The organism is Microbacterium sp. CFBP 8794, assembly GCF_014841235.1.
Taxonomy (GTDB): domain Bacteria; phylum Actinomycetota; class Actinomycetes; order Actinomycetales; family Microbacteriaceae; genus Microbacterium.
Map to the genome: position 1 here is coordinate 491,682 of NZ_JACYTT010000002.1, position 17,331 is coordinate 509,012.

General features: G+C 71.3%; 21 protein-coding genes. 4 read left to right on the plus strand and 17 right to left on the minus strand.

Annotated elements, in window-relative coordinates; genetic code table 11:
* Window positions 1-2 precede the first annotated feature (2 nt).
* Complete coding sequence (gene rpsB, locus IFU19_RS06170; protein WP_055836696.1) at window positions 3-932, minus strand: 30S ribosomal protein S2; 930 nt, start codon at window positions 930-932, stop codon at window positions 3-5.
* A gap of 314 nt (window positions 933-1,246) precedes the next feature.
* Between rpsB and IFU19_RS06175 the strand changes: the two genes are divergently transcribed.
* Window positions 1,247-1,747 carry a murein hydrolase activator EnvC family protein gene (locus tag IFU19_RS06175; RefSeq protein WP_249405352.1) on the plus strand — a complete coding sequence of 167 codons (501 nt, stop codon included), beginning with the start codon at window positions 1,247-1,249 and terminating at the stop codon, window positions 1,745-1,747.
* A 60-nt stretch (window positions 1,748-1,807) separates the two neighbouring features.
* Here IFU19_RS06175 and IFU19_RS06180 read toward each other — a convergent pair whose 3' ends face one another.
* The 10 genes from IFU19_RS06180 to IFU19_RS06225 all read right to left on the minus strand — a co-directional run bounded on the left by IFU19_RS06180 (window position 1,808) and on the right by IFU19_RS06225 (window position 9,836).
* Window positions 1,808-2,428, minus strand: coding sequence for a DUF3060 domain-containing protein (locus IFU19_RS06180; protein ID WP_070407863.1), 621 nt, complete (start codon window positions 2,426-2,428; stop codon window positions 1,808-1,810).
* A 291-nt stretch (window positions 2,429-2,719) separates the two neighbouring features.
* Complete coding sequence (locus IFU19_RS06185; RefSeq protein WP_192013210.1) at window positions 2,720-3,625, minus strand: tyrosine-type recombinase/integrase; 906 nt, start codon at window positions 3,623-3,625, stop codon at window positions 2,720-2,722.
* 132 nt (window positions 3,626-3,757) lie between these two features.
* Window positions 3,758-4,909, minus strand: a complete 1,152-nt coding sequence (gene dprA / locus IFU19_RS06190; RefSeq protein WP_192013211.1) for a DNA-processing protein DprA — start codon at window positions 4,907-4,909, stop codon at window positions 3,758-3,760.
* Window positions 4,906-6,429: a YifB family Mg chelatase-like AAA ATPase gene (locus tag IFU19_RS06195; RefSeq protein WP_192013212.1), complete on the minus strand. Its 1,524-nt coding sequence runs from the start codon at window positions 6,427-6,429 to the stop codon at window positions 4,906-4,908. The genes dprA and IFU19_RS06195 overlap by 4 nt, the downstream gene beginning before the upstream one ends.
* Complete coding sequence (locus IFU19_RS06200; RefSeq protein WP_191914958.1) at window positions 6,426-6,788, minus strand: YraN family protein; 363 nt, start codon at window positions 6,786-6,788, stop codon at window positions 6,426-6,428. The genes IFU19_RS06195 and IFU19_RS06200 overlap by 4 nt, the downstream gene beginning before the upstream one ends.
* Before the next feature lie 92 nt (window positions 6,789-6,880).
* On the minus strand, window positions 6,881-7,204 hold the full coding sequence (locus IFU19_RS06205) for a DUF2469 family protein (protein WP_055836674.1): 324 nt from the start codon (window positions 7,202-7,204) through the stop codon (window positions 6,881-6,883).
* 89 nt (window positions 7,205-7,293) lie between these two features.
* Window positions 7,294-7,953: a ribonuclease HII gene (locus IFU19_RS06210; protein WP_055837870.1), complete on the minus strand. Its 660-nt coding sequence runs from the start codon at window positions 7,951-7,953 to the stop codon at window positions 7,294-7,296.
* Window positions 7,944-8,693: a signal peptidase I gene (gene lepB, locus IFU19_RS06215; RefSeq protein ID WP_055836669.1), complete on the minus strand. Its 750-nt coding sequence runs from the start codon at window positions 8,691-8,693 to the stop codon at window positions 7,944-7,946. Before lepB ends, IFU19_RS06210 begins: the two co-directional genes overlap by 10 nt.
* Before the next feature lie 144 nt (window positions 8,694-8,837).
* Complete coding sequence (gene rplS, locus IFU19_RS06220; RefSeq protein WP_055837868.1) at window positions 8,838-9,185, minus strand: 50S ribosomal protein L19; 348 nt, start codon at window positions 9,183-9,185, stop codon at window positions 8,838-8,840.
* Between the two features lie 159 nt (window positions 9,186-9,344).
* The gene (locus tag IFU19_RS06225; protein WP_192013213.1) at window positions 9,345-9,836 is read right to left on the minus strand and encodes an MFS transporter permease; all 492 of its coding nucleotides are present in this window, start codon (window positions 9,834-9,836) and stop codon (window positions 9,345-9,347) included.
* A 108-nt stretch (window positions 9,837-9,944) separates the two neighbouring features.
* Between IFU19_RS06225 and map the strand changes: the two genes are divergently transcribed.
* Window positions 9,945-10,727 (plus strand): type I methionyl aminopeptidase, encoded by a 783-nt coding sequence (gene map, locus IFU19_RS06230; protein WP_055836664.1) that lies wholly within the window; start codon window positions 9,945-9,947, stop codon window positions 10,725-10,727.
* 139 nt (window positions 10,728-10,866) lie between these two features.
* Here the strand turns inward: map and trmD are convergent, their stop codons facing one another.
* Genes trmD through rpsP form a run of 4 tightly spaced genes read right to left on the minus strand, consistent with a single transcriptional unit; the run spans window position 10,867 to window position 12,875 of the window.
* Window positions 10,867-11,556, minus strand: coding sequence for a tRNA (guanosine(37)-N1)-methyltransferase TrmD (gene trmD, locus IFU19_RS06235; RefSeq protein WP_191914954.1), 690 nt, complete (start codon window positions 11,554-11,556; stop codon window positions 10,867-10,869).
* A 1-nt stretch (window position 11,557) separates the two neighbouring features.
* Complete coding sequence (rimM, locus tag IFU19_RS06240) at window positions 11,558-12,226, minus strand: ribosome maturation factor RimM (protein ID WP_191914953.1); 669 nt, start codon at window positions 12,224-12,226, stop codon at window positions 11,558-11,560.
* Window positions 12,226-12,456: an RNA-binding protein gene (locus tag IFU19_RS06245; RefSeq protein WP_055939831.1), complete on the minus strand. Its 231-nt coding sequence runs from the start codon at window positions 12,454-12,456 to the stop codon at window positions 12,226-12,228. Before IFU19_RS06245 ends, rimM begins: the two co-directional genes overlap by 1 nt.
* A gap of 5 nt (window positions 12,457-12,461) precedes the next feature.
* Complete coding sequence (gene rpsP / locus IFU19_RS06250) at window positions 12,462-12,875, minus strand: 30S ribosomal protein S16 (RefSeq protein WP_055836651.1); 414 nt, start codon at window positions 12,873-12,875, stop codon at window positions 12,462-12,464.
* A gap of 252 nt (window positions 12,876-13,127) precedes the next feature.
* Between rpsP and IFU19_RS06255 the strand changes: the two genes are divergently transcribed.
* Together IFU19_RS06255 and IFU19_RS17140 are read left to right on the plus strand one after the other, a co-directional pair.
* Window positions 13,128-14,291, plus strand: a complete 1,164-nt coding sequence (locus IFU19_RS06255) for a glutamate--cysteine ligase (RefSeq protein ID WP_055939829.1) — start codon at window positions 13,128-13,130, stop codon at window positions 14,289-14,291.
* Between the two features lie 196 nt (window positions 14,292-14,487).
* Window positions 14,488-15,027 carry an SGNH/GDSL hydrolase family protein gene (locus IFU19_RS17140; protein WP_441004769.1) on the plus strand — a complete coding sequence of 180 codons (540 nt, stop codon included), beginning with the start codon at window positions 14,488-14,490 and terminating at the stop codon, window positions 15,025-15,027.
* Between the two features lie 85 nt (window positions 15,028-15,112).
* On the opposite strand, the gene ffh is transcribed toward IFU19_RS17140, so the two are convergent.
* Together ffh and IFU19_RS06270 are read right to left on the minus strand one after the other, a co-directional pair.
* On the minus strand, window positions 15,113-16,657 hold the full coding sequence (gene ffh / locus IFU19_RS06265) for a signal recognition particle protein (RefSeq protein ID WP_055836644.1): 1,545 nt from the start codon (window positions 16,655-16,657) through the stop codon (window positions 15,113-15,115).
* A gap of 75 nt (window positions 16,658-16,732) precedes the next feature.
* Window positions 16,733-17,281, minus strand: coding sequence for a TetR family transcriptional regulator (locus IFU19_RS06270; protein WP_192013215.1), 549 nt, complete (start codon window positions 17,279-17,281; stop codon window positions 16,733-16,735).
* Window positions 17,282-17,331: the final 50 nt, after the last annotated feature.

A 17,331-nucleotide genomic window follows, 5' to 3' on the forward strand; every position in this document is an offset into this window, starting at 1 on the left:
GCTTACTTGCTGTCGGTGGCCTCGGCGTCGGCGACCTCGGTCGCGGTCTCGCCCGACGCGTCGGCGACGGCCTCGTCGTGAGCCTCGGCGCCCGCGGCGTCGTCAGCCGACTCGGTGGCGGCCTCGGTGGTCTCGGCGTCGGTCTCGGCCGCAGCCTCGTCGGACGTGCCCGAGGTGAGCAGCTCGCGCTCCCACTCGGCGAGCGGCTCGGCGGCCTCGGCCTCGGCCTCGCCGGCGGGCTGGTGGCGCTGGATGAGGCCCTCGGCGGCGGCGTCGGCGATGATGCGCGTGAGCAGGCTCACCGAGCGGATCGCGTCGTCGTTACCGGGGATCGGGTACTGGAACTCGTCGGGGTCGGCGTTCGTGTCGAGGATGCCGATGACGGGGATGCCGAGCTTCTTGGCCTCGTCGACCGCGAGGTGCTCGCGCTTGGCGTCGACCACCCAGATGGCCGAGGGGGTCTTCTGCAGGTTGCGGATACCACCGAGCGACTTGTGCAGCTTGTCGAGCTCGCGCTTCTTGAGCAGCAGCTCCTTCTTGGTGAAGCCACTCTCGGCCGGGTTCTCGTAGTCGAGCTCTTCGAGCTCCTTCATACGGGCGAGGCGCTTCGACACCGTCTGGAAGTTGGTGAGGAGGCCACCGAGCCAGCGCTGGTTGACGTAGGGCTGGCCCACGCGCGTCGCCTGCTCGGCGAGGACTTCCTGCGCCTGCTTCTTGGTGCCGACGAAGAGGATGGTGCCGCCGTGCGCGACGGTCTCTTTGACGAACTCGTAAGCCTTGTCGATGTACCCGAGCGACTGCTGCAGGTCGATGATGTGGATGCCGGAGCGCTCGGTCAGGATGAAGCGCTTGACCTTCGGGTTCCACCGGCGGGTCTGGTGTCCGAAGTGAACGCCGCTGTCGAGCAGCTGGCGGATGGTGACGACGGCCATGGTCGTACTCCTGTTTCTGGGCGCTTTCGCGCCGTGGTTGTGGTTGTTCGCGTCGGACGATGCGTTCGACGAGCCTGGTGCCCGGCGCACACCCGCCATCCGCCGGAGCGGAGGACCATGGGGTGTGGATGCCGCGCGATGCGCTGCCCCGAGGGGCGGCGCGCTGCGCTGAGGGCACGCGGAGTCATCCCGACAAGCGAGATGCGTCCTCCAGCATACAGGACGCCTCCTCCCCACCGCGTGCAGGAGAGGGACCGTCACCGTCACGCCCGATTCGCCCTCGAGGGCACGGAACGGGGCGGGAGACTTCGGCCATGCGATCCCGGCCCCTCGTCCTGCGCGCGCTCCGGTTCGCGATGATCCTCGCCCTGCTGCTCGCGGCGAACCCGACGGTCGGCGGCGATCCGCTCGCCGATCGGGGGTGGGTGTGGCCGGTGCAGACGGTGCAGCTCCTCCGCCCCTTCGAAGCCCCCGCCCACCGCTACGGTCCGGGCCACCGCGGAATCGACCTCGCGACCCCCGAGCCGGTGCGCTCCCCCGCCGACGGTCGCATCGCCTTCGCCGGAGCGGTGGCCGGACGCCTCGTCGTCACCATCGACCACGGAGACGGTCTGGTCACGACCCTCGAGCCCGTGGCGACCGGCCTGGTCACCGGTGACCGCATCGCCCGCGGAGCCGTCGTGGGCACCGTCGCCCCCGAAGGTCACACCCGGCCGCACACGCTGCACTTCGGCGTGCGGCTGGACGGCGAGTACATCAACCCGCTGCGGCTGCTGGGCGGCGTTCCCCGGGCGGTTCTGCTGCCCTGCTGCTGACGACGGGGCCGGGCGGCGCGGTTCCGCGACGTCACCTGCTCACGGTCGAGCGGCCCGGCATCAGCCGATCTGGTTGCCGCGTCCTTCGACCGTGGTCTGGCCGACTCCCCCGCCGGCGCGGACGATGTTGTCCTGCCCGCGCACCGTGACCGACGAGACGGCACCACCGGCGTCGACGGTCGTGCGGTCGCCGCTGAGGTCGACGCTGCCGATGGCGCCGCCCGACGAGACCGCCGCGTCGTTGCCCTGCACGACGAGCGCATCGATCGCCGACGCCGACACCCGGACGCGATCGCCCGAGACGCGCAGGGATCGGATCGTCGCGCCCGCAGCATCCACCGTCAGCGCGGACCCCGAGACGGTGAGCTCGGCGCAGGTGCCGACGACGCGGACCGTCTGTTCGGCGCCGGAGACGTTCTGCGAGCCTCCGTCGCCGCACGAGAGGGCGTCGGGGTCCGACGCCGGCGTCGAGGGATCGGGCACGGGGGCGACCGTCGGTGCCGTGGTCGGGGGCAGGGTGACGACCGTCGGCGAGGGCGCGGCAGCCGTCGGAGGCGCGGAGGTGACGACCGCTCCCGGGGGAAGGCGCGTCTCGACGGGCGTCGGCTGCAGCGCGCACCCGGCGAGCGAGAGGACGAGCACGACGGCACCCGCCGCGGCGGAGACGGATCGGCGATTCACCCGGCTCACGCTACGTCCGCCGACGGGGCGAGCGCCAGCGGCTGGCCGCGCAGGACGTGCATCGGGTCGACGTCTCGGGCCGTGAAGCGGGGTCGGGCATGCTCGAGTCCACGCAGGCGTGAGCCCGTGCAGGCTCGAGCTCGCGCCCACGCGGCCCGCGCATACTCGGCCCCGTACCCGCTCGAGTGCGGTGATGCTGAGGTTCTCAAATGTCAGACGCGTGGCTGCTCCGAGGCCCGCATGCTCCGCGGCTCGGACACCACGTGCGCGGCTGGTCAGACGCCCGGGTGCTCAGGCCCGCGGATGCGCGAGCTTGTACGCCTCCCGCAGCCGTTCGCCAGAGACGTGGGTGTAGATCTGCGTGGTTCCGAGGCTGGCGTGTCCGAGGATCTCCTGCACCGCGCGCAGGTCGGCGCCCCCGTCGAGCAGGTGCGTCGCTGCGGAGTGGCGCAGCGCGTGGGGCCCCAGGGTCTCAGCGCCGACGACGGGGGCCACGGTGCGCGAGACGAGGGAGTGCACGGCCCGTGGGCCCAGGCGCCGCCCCTGCGCACCGAGGAACACCGCGCGTCCCGCGCCCCCCTCACCGCGCGCCGAGAGGACCGGGCGCGCGCGGACCAGGTAGGCGTCGAGGGAGAGGCCGGCGGGAACGCCGTAGGGCACGACGCGCTCCTTGTCGCCCTTCCCGCGCAGACGCAGGGTGCGACGCTCGGGGTCGATGTCGTCGAGGTCGAGACCGCAGATCTCCGACACGCGGGCGCCCGAGCCGTAGAGCATCTCGAGCAGGGCGTGGTCTCGCAGCGCCAGCGGGTCACCCTCGCGCGCGTTCTCGGCCGCCGTCGAGAGGACGCCCTCGAGTGCCTGGGCAGTGGCGACGGCCGGCAGCGTGCGACCGCGCTTGGGGGCGACGAGGCGCTGCGCCGGGTCGCCGTCGATCAGCCCCGCATCCTTCGCCCAAGCGAGGAACCCCCGCACCGCCGACGTCCGTCGCGCAGCAGTGGCTTTCGACAGCCCGGATCTGGACGCCTCCCACTGCCACTCGCGGAGGTCCTCGACGCCGAGCGCCGCGACCTCCGGATCGCCGGTCGCTCCCGTGAGGTCGGCCAGGTCGGCCCGATACGCGCGCACCGTCGCCGACGAGAGCCGGCGCACGTCGGAGAGGTGGGTGAGATACCCCTCGACGGCTTCCGACACACGCACGGCTCCACCCTGCCCGCCACGCACGGCGGAGCCCGACACGACGCGCGCTCAGACCGCGATCGGACCGAACGGACGACCGAAGGCGCTCACGCCGCCACGCACCGAGCATCGGGCACCCCGCCGCCCTCCCTCTCATCGCGCGCCGTGCCTCAGGAGCCAGTCCCCCTCGCTGTCGCGCATCGCCCGCCCCTCGAGCTCGGCGAAGCCCAGGAGCGCGACGGCGCGTGAGGGCGCCAGCCCGCTCCTCCGCGCGACCTCGTCGGTCGGTCGCGCCGACCGCGCGGAGAGGGCGTCCATGATCCGGGTGCTCTCGTCGGTACGCCCCTCGTCGGCCGATGTGCCCGCTCCCGCGCCGCCGAGCATCTCGCGCACGTCGGCAGCCGAGGTCACGCACACTCCGTCGTACTCGCGCAGGATGCGGTGGCAGCCGGCCGAGGCCGCACTCGTCACCGGCCCGGGTACCGCCCCCAGGGCGCGACCGAGCGTCGCCGCATGTGCAGCCGTGTTGAGCGAGCCGCTGCGCCACCCGGCCTCGACGATGACCACGGCATCGGCGAACCCCGCGATCAGCCTGTTCCTCGCGAGAAACCTCCATTTCGTCGGTGCGGCTCCGCACGGTGTCTCGCTCCACACCCCACCCGACGCGGCGATCGTCGTCAGCAGGGCTTCGTGCCCGCGCGGATACGAACGGTCGACGCCTCCGGCGAGGAAGGCGCTCGTCGTTCCCGCGGTGCTCAACGCGGCGCGGTGGGCCGCGCCGTCGATTCCGTACGCCGCTCCCGACACCACCGTGACGCCGTCCGCAGCGAGCTCGGCGGCGAGGTCGGCAGCGATCCCCTCGCCGTAGGCCGTCGAGGCGCGCGCCCCGACAAGGGCGACGACGGGCCCGACGGGAGCCGCAGATCGGCCCCGCCGCCACAGAGCCACCGGGGCATGGGCACCGAGGTCGTCGAGCTTCACCGGCCAGTCCTCGTCGCCCGGCACGACGAGGTCGACCGCCGCCCGACGGGCCGACTCCAGCGCGGCGGTGATCGACCCGGGCTGCAGGCGCGGCAGCCACCGTGCGCGCGCGTCCGCGAGTTCCGCCCCCTCTCCGCGCGAGACGAGACGGAGCGCGTCGACCGGCCCGTGCGTCGCGATCAGGGCCCCGGCCACCCCGTCGCCGGGCTCGAGCAGAACGCTCCAGATCGCGCGGGCGTAGGCCGAGCCGTCGTCGCCCTCGGCGCGCCGGAGCCCGCGGAGGGCGCGGCGCGCGGCCGGTGCCTCGAGATCGGGGAGGTTCACGCGCTCATCCCCCGCCGCAGGTACAGCGCTCGACCCACGTCGTCGGGCTGCAACCGCTCATGACCGGCGATGTCGGCGACGGTCCACGCCACCCGCAGCAGCCGGTCGTAGCCGCGCAGGGTCAGCCCCCCACGCCGCAGTGCCGCGTCGAGCGGGCTCAGCACGGCGGGCGACGGTGCCGCGGGGCCGCGCAACCAGGTCCCCGGCACGTCGGCGTTTCGACGCCACGGGGTTGCGGCCCACCGGACCGCCGCATGTTCTCGCGCGCGCGCGACGGTCTCGCGCGCCTGCGCGGTGGTCACCGTCCGCGTGTCGCTCTCGCGTCGCGCGGCCGACACGCGCTGGAGGCGCAGGTCGATGTCGATCCGGTCGAGGAGGGGACCCGACAGCCGACGGGTGTAACGACGGATCGCCTGCGGGGCGCACTCGCACCTTCCCCCGGCCACCCCGTACTGACCGCACGGGCAGGGGTTCGTCGCGACCACGAGTTGGAAACGCGCGGGATAGGTGGCGGCCACCCCCGATCGGTGCACCTGGATGACGCCGCTCTCGAGCGGTTGGCGCAGGGCGTCGAGGACCGCCGCCGGGAACTCACCACCCTCGTCGAGGAACAGCACCCCGTCGCTGGCGCGGGCGATGGCGCCCGGGCGTACCACGCCCGACCCTCCCCCGATCAGGGCGGCGGCCGTCGCGCCGTGGTGAGGGCTCTCGAACGGCGGTGTCCGCGACAACCGGGTCACCGTCTCGCCCGACAGGGAGCGCACCGACGCCACCGACAGCGCGGCGTCGTCGTCGAGCGGGGGCAGGATGCCGGGGAGCCGACGCGCCAGCATGGTCTTGCCCGCGCCCGGGGGCCCGCTCATCAGCATGTGGTGGCCGCCGGCCGCCGCCACGACGAGCGCGTCGACGGCATCGGCCTGCCCGACGACGTCGGCGAGTTCGTGGCTCTCATCGGAGGAGTCGTCGACCGTCGGAGCCGTGACGGGGTCCAGCTCCACGGCGTCGGTCGCCCCTCCGTGCCAGCGCACGACCTCGGCCAGGCAGGTGGCGGCGAACACCTCGACCCCCTCGACGAGGGCGGCCTCGGCCGCATTGGCCGCGGGGACCACGACCCGTGCGTGCCCCGCGCGGCGGGCAGCGACCACCGCGGGAAGAATGCCCGGCACCGGGCGCAGCCGCCCGTCGAGTCCCAGCTCGCCGATGTGCACGGTGGCGGCGACGCGGGCGGCATCCATGCGCGTGGTCGTCGCCAGCGCGGCCACGGCGATGGCAACGTCGAACCCCGACCCGCGTTTGGGAAGACTCGCCGGCGAGAGGTTCACGGTGATCCGCCGCTTCGGCAGATCGAGACCACGATTGGCGCAGGCGTTGCGCACCCGGCGTCCTGCTTCGCCGAGGGACTTGTCGGGGAGTCCGATGATGGCGAACTCCGGCGTCTGCGACGACACGTCGGCCTCGACCTCGACGGGGTCTCCGCGCAGGCCCGTCAGCGCCACGGCCCACGTGCGCGCCACGCTCACAGGGCGTCCTCGAGGTGCTCGAGGCGGGCCGTCGCCGGATCGTCCCCCACGAGGGCGATCGCGTCGATGCGCAGATGGCGGCCGCGTGCCGCGTCGGGGTGAGCGGCGATCCACGCCATGGCCAACCGCCACAGGCGAGCCGCCTTGCGCGCGTCGATCGCCTCGAACGGGTGACCGAAGTCCTCGCTCCGGCGGGTCTTCACCTCGACCACGACGAGAGTGCTCCCGTGCTCGGCGACGATGTCGAGCTCGCCCTGTGCGCACCGCCAGTTCCGCGCCAGTATCCGGTAACCGTCGCCCGTCAAGAAGGCGACGGCGCGTTCTTCCCCGGCTCGGCCGAGATCGTCTTTCGCTGCCATGCCCGAGAGCGTGGCATCCGGCTCACCTCGTCCGGAGCGTCGAAACCGTCATCGGTGGAGAGCCCGAGAGATCGGGCCGCTGTGGAGGAGCCTCAGTTGTCGAGCGACAGCTCGTCGGGCAGCTGAAAGTCATGGCGAGAGAGCTCTTCGACGTTGACGTCCTTGAACGTCAGCACCCGCACCGACTTCACGAACCGGTCGGCGCGGTAGATGTCCCACACCCACACGTCGGTCATCGAGATCTCGAAGTAGAAGTCGTGCTCGGTGTCGCGGCGCACGACATTGACGTCGTTGGCCAGGTAGAACCGTCGCTCGGTCTCGATCACGTAGGTGAACTGGCGCACGACATCGCGGTACTCGCGGTAAAGGGCCAGTTCGAGTTCGCGGTCGTAGTCCTCGAAGACGTCGTCATCCATGGTTCTCCCATCCTAGGCGGGCGTCGGGCGCCGAGCCGCACGCGGGCGCGCTCCCGGGCGCGTCCCTCGGCGTCGTCGGATCGGCGTCGTCAGAACAGCGTGGGCGCCGCGGCGATCGCCCACGAATGCCGGTGGTGCTCGCTCATGCCGTGCACGGCGATGGCGTCGCGGTGATCGAGGCTCGCGTACCCCTTGTTGCGCGCCCACCCGTAGGCGGGCAGGTCGTCGTGCAGACCGACCATCAGCGTGTCCCGGGCGACCTTGGCGATGACGGATGCCGCGGCCGCACTCGCGCAGTCGCGGTCGGCCTTGATGATCGGGCGCACCGTCAGTCCGGACTCGCCCGCCGGGGTGATGTAGTCGTGGTTGCCGTCGAGGATCACGAGCGCTTCCTCGGGCACGACGCCGTGGGCGCGCAGGTCGGCGATCGCCCGGACCGCCGCGAGTCCGAGGGCACGGATGATGCCGATCTCGTCGACCTCGACGGAGCTCGCCCATCCGACGGCGCTGTGCTGCACGAACGCCGCCGCCCGGGCGGCGACCTCGGGGCGACGGGCCTCGGGCACGAGCTTGGAGTCGCGCAGCCCCATCGGCACGCGCTTACGTGAGCGGGCCGGGTCGACCACCGCCGCGCCGACCGCCACCGGTCCCGCCAGCGCCCCGCGACCGACTTCGTCGCAGGCGATGACGATCGCGTGCTCCTTGAGCAGGCGACGCTCGAGCGTGAGGGTGGGCTCGATCACGGCGATCCCGGCGCGGGGACCCCCGCGAACACCTCGTGGTGGAAGTCGACGAGGCCGAACCGGTCGAGCGGCCACGTCTTGAGGAAGGCGCGCCCGACGACGTTGTCGACGGGAACGAAGCCCAGCCCCGGCTGATCCTGGTTGAAGCGCGAGTCGCGCGAACTGTTGCGGTTGTCGCCGAGCACCCAGAGCGAGCCCTCGGGCACCGTGATGTCGTAGGGAACCGGCTCGGGAGCCGTGGCGCCGGGCGCGAGGCGCACGTAGCTCTCGTCGAGCGGCACGCCGTTGACGGTGGTCTGCCCGAGCGCGTTGCAGCAGACGACGTGGTCGCCGGCGGTGCCGATCACGCGCTTGATCAGGTGGTCGTCGCTGTCGGGAGCCGACAGGCCGAAGAGCGACAGCGCCCAGTCGACGCCCTCGACGAGCGGCGACCGAGGAGCGGCCGGTGTGGTGTCGAGCCATCCGCCCGGGTCGCGGAACACGACGACGTCGCCCCGCGAGTACTCGCCGAAACGGGGGGTCAGCTCATCGACCAGGATGCGGTCGTTGATCATCAGCGTGTTCTCCATCGACGCCGACGGGATGTAGAACGACCGAACCACGAACGTCTTGACCAGGAACGACACGACCAGCGCGATGAGCACGATGACCACGAGGTCGCGGAAGAACAGCCCCCACCCGCGGCGACGCCGACCGTCGGAACGGGATGCCATTGCATCCGGGGTCGAGGCGGTCTGGTCGTTCATGTGTTCCTTCACCGGGTCCGCCGCACACCGGAGAACCGCACGGACAAGGGTCGCACATCGGGGCCCCGACGGATGACCGACGCCGCCGCGAAAACGCCGAACGCCCCGTGGGTGAAATCCACGGGGCGTTCGAGGGGAGCGGACTCAGCGGTCGCGCTTCTCCTTGATCTTGGCCTTCTTGCCACGGAGGCTGCGCAGGTAGTAGAGCTTGGCGCGACGGACGTCACCGCGGGTGACGACCTCGATGTGGTCGATCACCGGGCTGTGGACGGGGAACGTGCGCTCCACGCCGACCTGGAAGCTGACCTTGCGGACGCAGAACGTCTCGCGGACGCCATCGCCCGAGCGGCCGATGACGACGCCCTGGAAGACCTGGACACGCGAGCGCGTGCCTTCGGTGATGTTGACGTGCACCTTGACGGTGTCGCCGGGGGCGAAGACGGGGATGTCGGACCGCAGCGAGGCTGCGTCGACGGAGTCGAGGATCTGCATGATCTTCACTTCCTGCGACCGCCACAGGTCGATCGCACGATAAAAGGGGAAAAGGTGAGGCGTGCCCGAAGCCGCGGATGCGGCGGACTCCCCTGAGGCAGAGCCGGTCAGGGCACAAACGCCTATTCTGCCACGGACACCGAGCGCGGCAAAACCGGCTCAGTCGGGACGGCGCGTTTCGGAGACGACGATCACGTCGCCCGCGGGCTGGGCAGCCGGGCGTTCCTGCGCCGGTGGGATGTAGGCCGTGCCGTCGGTGGCGTGCAGCACGGTGACCGCGCCCCGTGCCTCGTTCCACAGCTGCGCCAGCGACGACCAGAACAGCAGCAGCGCACCGACGACCGACAGCACCAGCAGCGGGAAGAACACGCGCGAGTCGAACAAGCCCAGCGCGACGATCACCACGTGCCAGAGCCCCAGGCCCGCGACATCGCGCCACGACACCGCGCGCGACTCGCGCACACTCGCGCGTCCGCGGATGAGCAGTGACAGCAGCACCTGCGAGACGAAGACGGCCGGAAGGGCGACGAACAGCCACAGCAGGGCCCACCCGCTTCCGCCCGAGAACACGATCCATCCGACGAACAGCCAGAGCGGCAAGACGAAGGCGGCCGGGAACAACCAGCCGAGGAAGAGTCTGCGCAGCGCCATGGACCGATGCTACGGCGCGGGAATGTGCGCTGCCTATGAGAACCCTCTGCCCGTCTCGGCGCGAGGGCGCCGCGTCGGGGAGAATGGATGTTCCACGAGAGGAACACCATGATCGAACTTCGCACCCCGGCCGAGATCGAAGCGATGCGTCCGGCGGGCCGCTTCGTCGCGGAGGTGCTCGCGACCCTGCGCGACGAGACCAAGGTGGGCACGAACCTGCTGCACCTGGATCGCCGCGCCCACGACATGATCCGCGCTGCCGGTGCCGAGTCCTGCTACATCGACTACCACCCCTCGTTCGGCGCGAGCCCGTTCGGCAAGGTGCTGTGCACCTCGATCAACGACGCCGTGCTGCACGGCCTCCCCCACGACTACGTCCTGCGCGACGGCGACCTCGTCTCGCTGGACTTCGCGGCGTCGGTCGACGGCTGGGTCGCCGACTCGGCCGTGTCGTTCGTGGTCGGCACGGCCCGCGAGGAGGACCTGGCGCTCATCGACACCTCGGAGCGCGCTCTGGCCGCCGCGATCGACGCCGCGACCGTCGGCCACAAGATCGGCGACATCTCGGCGGCCATCGCCGCGGTCGCCCACGCCGAGGGGTTGAGCATCAACACCGACTTCGGCGGTCACGGCGTCGGACGCACGATGCACGGCGACCCGCACGTCGCCAACGACGGCAAGGCAGGACGCGGCTATCCGCTGCGTGCGGGTCTCGTCGTGGCGCTCGAGCCGTGGTTCCTGCACACGACCGACGAGCTGGTCACCGACCCCGACGGCTGGACGCTGCGCAGCGCCGACGGCTCGCGCGGGTCGCACTCCGAGCACACGGTCGCGATCACCGCCGACGGCCCGATCGTGCTCACGGACCGTTCGTTCCTCGGCGTCGACTGACACGCGATCGAGGGATGCCGCGGCCTCGGGGTCGCGGCATCCGTCATTCACAGGGCGGGCCGGTGCCGAGCGCGGGGCGCACCCGATGCGGACTCCCCCTCCGCCCCAGGCCGCGAGGCGTACACCCGGGGCGGCGGGGTCAGTCGGCGAGCAGGTCGGGCCGGCGCTGTCGCGTGCGCTCGAGCCGCTGCTCGCGTCGCCACGAGCCCACCGCACCGTGGTTGCCGCTGAGCAGCACCGGGGGCACCTCGCGCTCGCGCCACACCGCGGGCTTGGTGAACGACGGATACTCGAGCAGCCCGTCTTCGTGGGACTCCTCGACGAGGCTCTCGGGGTTGCCGACGACGCCGGGCACGAGGCGGCCGATGGCCTCGACCATCGCCATCACGGCGACCTCTCCCCCGTTGAGCACGTAGTCGCCCAGGCTGATGAGACGCACCTCGCCGAGTTCGGCGGCGTAGTCGAAGACGCGCTCGTCGATGCCCTCGTAGCGACCGCATCCGAAGACGAGGTGCGGGGCGGTCGACAGCTCGCGCGCGGTGGCCTGCGAGAACCGCTCGCCGGCGGGCGACGGGAAGACGATCACGGGCCGCTCGGGCGCATCGCGGGTGACGTCGTCGAGCGCCTCGCCCCAGGGTTCGGGCTTCATGACCATGCCGGCGCCGCCCCCGTAGGGCGTGTCGTCGACCGTGCGATGACGGTCGTGCGTGTAGTCGCGCAGATCGTGCACGCGCACGTCGAGCAGGCCGCTCTGACGGGCCTTGCCCAGCAGCGACACCTCGAGCGCGTCGAAGATCGTCGGGAAGATCGACACGATGTCGATGCGCACGTCAGTCCTCGCGCGCGTCGGTGGCCTCGTCGGCGTCGGGCGTCTCGTCGACGTGCGCCTCGAGGTCGGCGGCGTCGGGCTCGGGCTCGTCGCCCTCGACCGACGGAAGCTCTTCGAAGAGACCGGCCGGGGGCGTGACGACCACGCGACCGGCGGCGATGTCGACCTCGGGAACGATCGCGCTCACGAACGGAACGAGGACCTCGCGCTCGTCGCCGCTCAGGCGGACGATGAGCAGGTCCTGCGCGGGGAAGTGTTCGACCCGCACCACGCGACCTATGATGTCGCCGTCACGCACCACGTCGAGACCGACCAGCTGGTGGTCGTACCAGGCGTCGTCTTCGGTGGGGGCGGTCTCGGAGTCCTGGTCGATCCACAGGATGGCCTTGACCAGCGCCTCGGCGGCGTTGCGGTCGTCGACACCCTCGAAGAAGGCGACGGGGTGCGAGTTCATCCACCGGAACTCGCGAACGGTCAGTTCGCGGCCGTGCCACGGCGACGACTCGGGCACCTGCAGAGTGAAGGTGCTGCCCGGGACGAAGCGCCTGTCGGGGTCGTCGGTGTAGAGCTCCAGCTTGAAGGCGCCTTTCAGGCCGTGGGCCTTGACCAGGCGCCCGACGCGGAGCTGGGTCTTGGCGGGCTGGGAGCCCGCGGTGTCGTCGGCCGCCATCAGTCGTCGGCGACGTCGACGCGAACGCGACGCCCGTCGGCGAGGGCGGACACGACGGTGCGCAGTGCTTTGGCGGTGCGTCCGCCGCGCCCGATCACGCGACCCCGGTCATCGGGGTGCACGTGAACCTCCAGCACATCGCCGCGGGGCGAGGTGCTGGAACGGATGGTCACGGCGTCCGGGTGATCGACGATCCCCTTGACGACGTGTTCGAGCGCGGCAGACAGCACGGGAATTACTCGGCCGAGGTCTCGGCGGCGTCGGCGGACGCCTCGGCGGGGGCCTCGGCAGCCTTCTTCTCGGCCTTGGGCTTGACGACCGACTTCTTGGCGGCGTCGGGCTGGAAGGGCGCCTTGGGCTCGCGCACCTTGACGGTGGACACGGCGTTGGCGTCGCCCTTGAACTTGCCCCAGTCGCCCGTGAGCTTGAGGATGGCGGCGACCTGCTCGGTGGGCTGGGCGCCGACCGACAGCCAGTACTGCGCGCGCTCCGAGTCGACCTCGATGAACGAGGGCTCCTCGGTCGGGTGGTACTTGCCGATCTCTTCGATGACACGACCGTCGCGCTTGGTGCGCGAGTCGGCGACGACGATGCGGTAGTAGGGCGCGCGGATCTTTCCGAGGCGCTTGAGACGGATCTTGACAGCCACGATGACTCCTGATGATGGAAAACGAACGAACCGAACGCCTGGAGCGTGGGGTGCACACCCGGCGGAAGCTCAAAAGGGCGGACCGACACTGGATAGAGGGTCGAGTGGTGGGTCCGACCCTCTATTCTGCCAGATCCGTCGCCCCACCCGCGACAGCGACATCGAATGACACGCCGCGGCGCGCCGGAGTCGGCGTAACACGGCGTTTCCCGCGGCGCGATCCACCGCATGCCGCATGCGAGACTGAGCCGCATGAGGCTGCCGTTCGCTGCATCGACGCGCTCGTCCGTGGGGCTGGAGTGGGAGCTCATGCTCGCCGACCGCGAGACGGGCGACCTGGTCCCCCGTGCCCCCGAGATCCTCGAACGCCTCGAGGATCGCACCGCGCTCGAGCGCTTCACCGTCACGGGTGAGCTGCTGACGAACACCGTCGAGGTCACCAGCGGCGTGGGCGACACCGTCGCCGGAGCCGTCGACGACATCGCCGACGCGATCGGCGCTCTGCGCGAAGAGACCGAGCCGCTCGGCGTCGAGCTGCTGTGCGCCGGAAGCCACCCCTTCGCGCAGTGGTTCGACCAGCAGGTCAGCGACAAGACGCGCTACCACTCGCTCATCGAGCGCACGCAGTGGTGGGGCCGCAACATGATGATCTGGGGCGTGCACGTGCACATCGGCGTCGACGACGTCGAGAAGGTCCTGCCGATCGTCAACGCCCTCACCGTCTACCTCCCGCACCTGCAGGCCCTCTCGGCATCCAGTCCATTCTGGGCGGGCGAGCGCACGGGGTACGCCTCGAACCGCGCCCTCGTGTTCCAGCAGCTGCCCACCGCGGGTCTGCCCTGGCAGCTCGAGACCTGGGACGACTTCGAGCGCTACCTCGACGACATGGTGCGCACCGGGGTCATGGCGGATGCCAGTGAGGTGCGCTGGGACATCCGTCCGGCGCCCAAGTGGGGCACCGTCGAGATCCGCGCGTGCGACGGGATGTCGACCCTGCCCGAGCTCGCCGCGGTCGCCGCCCTCGCGCAGACGCTCGTGGAGCACTTCTCGCGCCTGATCGACGAGGGTCGCGAGCTTCCCGGCATCCCGCCCTGGTACGCCCGCGAGAACAAGTGGCGCGCAGCCCGCTACGGTCTGGACGCGCGGGTCATCGTCGATCGCGACGGCACGCAGCTGCCGGTGGTCGACCACCTGCGTTCGACGATGCAGGAGCTCGCCGGGGTCGCCGCCGAGCTGCACTGCGCGCGCGAGTTCGCCGGGCTCGAGACGATCCTCGCCACCGGCGGCAGCTCCGCTCGCCAGGTCGCGGTGGCCGAGGCCGCCGACGGCGATCTGCGCGAGGTCGTGCACCACCTGATCCGCGAGTTCCGCGCGGGACCCACCCTGCGCGAGCACCTCGCCTCGCTGCGGGTGTGAGCGGGCTCGGCGCCCCTTCATAGGGTCACCCTCATAGGATCGCTCCATGATGCGCGGGCGTTCTCTGGTGGTCACGACGGCGATCGCCGTGGGCCTGGGCGTGCCCCTCACCGCCTGCGCNTTCGCCGATCCGGTGCTGCGTCCCTCCCCCACCGCGACGCCCTCGTCGACGCCCGCGCCCCTGCGCGTGGTGACGGTGGGCGATTCCCTCATGTCGGGGTTCGGGCTGGAACCGGAGCAGGCGTGGCCGGTGCTGCTCGGCACGCGCGCGCACCTGAACCTCACCAACCTCGCCTGCGCGGGAGCGGGCTTCGTCGTCACGGGCGACTGCGGGGTGCCCTTCTCGGGGCTCGCGCCCGCCGTCACCGCCCTGCAACCGCAGCTGATCGTCGTGGAATCCTCGAGCAACGACTTCTGGGAGGACGGCGACGAGATCCGCGACGATACCGCCGACACCGTCGAGCTGCTGCGCGAGGCGGCGCCCGACGCGCGCATCGTCGGGCTCAGCACCATCTGGAACGACGAGGCCGACGTCCCCGACGACACCGCCGTCACCTCGCAGGCCCTGAGAGACGCCGTCGACGACGCCGGGGGCACGTTCCTCGACGTCGGGCAGCCGCTCGTCGGGCACCCCGAATGGATGCAGCCCGACGACGTGCACCCGACGCCGCGGGGTCAGCGCGCGATCGAGCAGACGGTCATGTCGGCACTGCAAGACGCCGACGTGCTGCCCTGACCCGACGCCCTGGGCGCGGCGTCAGCCGCGACCGAGCAGCTCTCGTCGCGGGGTCAGCCGCGACCGAGCAACCTTCGTCGCGGGGTCAGCCGCGACCGAGCATCTTCTGCAGCTCGGCGAGGTCGGCCTCGCTCGGCGCCGCCTGGCCGCCCAGGCCAAAGCCCGAACCGGTCGGAGCGGTCGCCTCGGCGACCCCGGCGTTCTCGGCCGCGCGCTTGGCGGGGTTGCCCGAGCGCGAGCCCTTCGCCTTCTGCTGCTTGCCGCGCTTCGATGAGGCGCCGGGCTTTCCGCCGACGGGACCCATGCCGGGGATGTTGGGCACACCGCCCCGTGCGACGGTCTTCATCATCTTGGCGGCCTGGTCGAAGCGCTGCACGAGCTGGTTGACGTCGGTCACCGTCATGCCCGAACCGCGAGCGATGCGCAGGCGACGCGAGCCGTTGAGGATCTTGGGGTTGCGACGCTCACCGAGCGTCATCGAGCGGATGATGGCCTCGGTGCGATCGATCTCGCGCTCGTCGAAGTCTTCGAGCTGTTGCTTCATGTTGCCCATGCCCGGGAGCATCCCGAGCATCTTCTTCATGGAGCCCATCTTCTTCATCTGCTGCATCTGCTGCAGGAAGTCTTCGAGCGTGAACGTCTCGGTCGCGAGCTTCTCGGCGACCGCCATCGCCTCGGCCTCGTCGAACGCGGACTGCGCCTGCTCGATCAGGGTGAGGATGTCACCGAGGTCGAGGATGCGCGACGCCATGCGGTCGGGGTGGAACGGCTCGACGTCGTCGAGACCCTCACCCGTCGACGCGAAGATGATCGGCCGACCCGTGATCGAGGCCACCGACAGGGCCGCACCACCGCGGGCATCGCCGTCGAGCTTCGACAGCACGACGCCGGTGAAGTCGACGCCGTCCTGGAACGCCTTGGCCGTGTTGACGGCATCCTGGCCGATCATGGCGTCGATGACGAAGAGCACCTCGTCGGGCTGGGTCGCCGTGCGGATGTCGGCGGCCTGCTTCATCAGCTCGGCGTCGACGCCCAGGCGGCCGGCGGTGTCGATGATGACGATGTCGTGCTGCTGGCGGGTGGCGTAGGCGACGCCGTCGCGGGCGACCTTCACGGGGTCGCCGACGCCGTTGCCCGGCTCGGGGGCGTAGATGGCGGCACCGGCGCGCTCGGCGACGACCTGCAGCTGGTTGACGGCGTTCGGGCGCTGGAGGTCACAGGCGACCAGCAGCGGGGTGTGCCCGTCTTTCTCGAGCATCTTGGCGAGCTTGCCGGCGAAGGTCGTCTTACCGGAGCCCTGGAGGCCCGCGAGCATGATGACGGTCGGGGGGTTCTTCGCGAACTGCAGTCGTCGCTGCTGACCGCCCAGGATGCCGACGAGCTCGTCGTTCACGATCTGCACGACCTGCTGCGCGGGGTTCAGCGCACGGTTGACCTCGTCGCCGAGGGCGCGTTCGCGCACCGCCGCCGTGAACTCCTTGACCACGGGCAGGGCCACGTCGGCGTCGAGCAGGGCCCGGCGGATCTCGCGCACGGTCCCGTCGACGTCGGCGGGTGTGAGCTGGCCCTTCTTCCGGAGGTTGCGGAAGGTCTCTGTGAGCCGGTCGGAGAGGGTGCCGAAAGTCGCCATGATGAGACGAGTTTACGCGGGTGGCGCGAAAGGCGCTGTCGACCCGCGTGGCCCGTGGCCCCGGCGCCGCCCGGCTCAGGCGAGAGCGAGGGCCGCCGTGAGCATGTCACGGAGCGCCGGCCCGGTTGCGGTGCGGTCCGCCCACGCCCAGACGGCAGCCAGAACCGCCGCCGAGAGGGCTCCCCCGCGCACCTCGGCCGAGAGCTCCGGCATCCCGTCCCGCACGAACCGCGCCGCGAGATCCCGCTGCAGCCGGAACTGCCGGATGGCGCGATCGCGGTCGAGCTCGGCGGCGATGCCCATGGCGTCGGCGTTCGTGATCGCCAGGGCGAGGGCGTCGGGAGCGAACCCCTCTCCGATGCGGATCAGGGTCTCATCGATCGCCGACCCCGTGCGCAGGTGCCGCTGGGCGGCATCCACACGCTCATCGAACCCCGACCACAGCACGTCGCTCTTCGCGGCGAAGTAATTGAAGAAGCTGGAACGACTGACGCCGACCCGGCGGGTGATGTCGGACACCGAGGTGGCGTCGTAGCCGCGCTCGAGGAACAGCTCGCACGCGGCTTCGGCCAGCACCTCTCGCGACGAGGCGCGGGGGCGTCCGCTGCGGGGCTCGGGGGTCACCGCTTCAGCCTAGGCGGCTCGTCGCATGTATTCTTGGACGCAATCCAACA

Coding starts and splice junctions, on each gene's coding strand:
- map (WP_055836664.1), top strand. CDS start 9,945: ATGATCGAACTTCGCACCCCGGCCGAGATCGAAGCGATGCGTCCGGCG.
- IFU19_RS06205 (WP_055836674.1), bottom strand. CDS start 7,204: ATGGATGACGACGTCTTCGAGGACTACGACCGCGAACTCGAACTGGCC.
- IFU19_RS06225 (WP_192013213.1), bottom strand. CDS start 9,836: ATGGCGCTGCGCAGACTCTTCCTCGGCTGGTTGTTCCCGGCCGCCTTC.
- rimM (WP_191914953.1), bottom strand. CDS start 12,226: ATGGCGGCCGACGACACCGCGGGCTCCCAGCCCGCCAAGACCCAGCTC.
- IFU19_RS06200 (WP_191914958.1), bottom strand. CDS start 6,788: ATGGCAGCGAAAGACGATCTCGGCCGAGCCGGGGAAGAACGCGCCGTC.
- rpsB (WP_055836696.1), bottom strand. CDS start 932: ATGGCCGTCGTCACCATCCGCCAGCTGCTCGACAGCGGCGTTCACTTC.
- IFU19_RS06255 (WP_055939829.1), top strand. CDS start 13,128: ATGAGGCTGCCGTTCGCTGCATCGACGCGCTCGTCCGTGGGGCTGGAG.
- lepB (WP_055836669.1), bottom strand. CDS start 8,693: ATGAACGACCAGACCGCCTCGACCCCGGATGCAATGGCATCCCGTTCC.
- ffh (WP_055836644.1), bottom strand. CDS start 16,657: ATGGCGACTTTCGGCACCCTCTCCGACCGGCTCACAGAGACCTTCCGC.
- rplS (WP_055837868.1), bottom strand. CDS start 9,185: ATGCAGATCCTCGACTCCGTCGACGCAGCCTCGCTGCGGTCCGACATC.
- IFU19_RS06175 (WP_249405352.1), top strand. CDS start 1,247: ATGCGATCCCGGCCCCTCGTCCTGCGCGCGCTCCGGTTCGCGATGATC.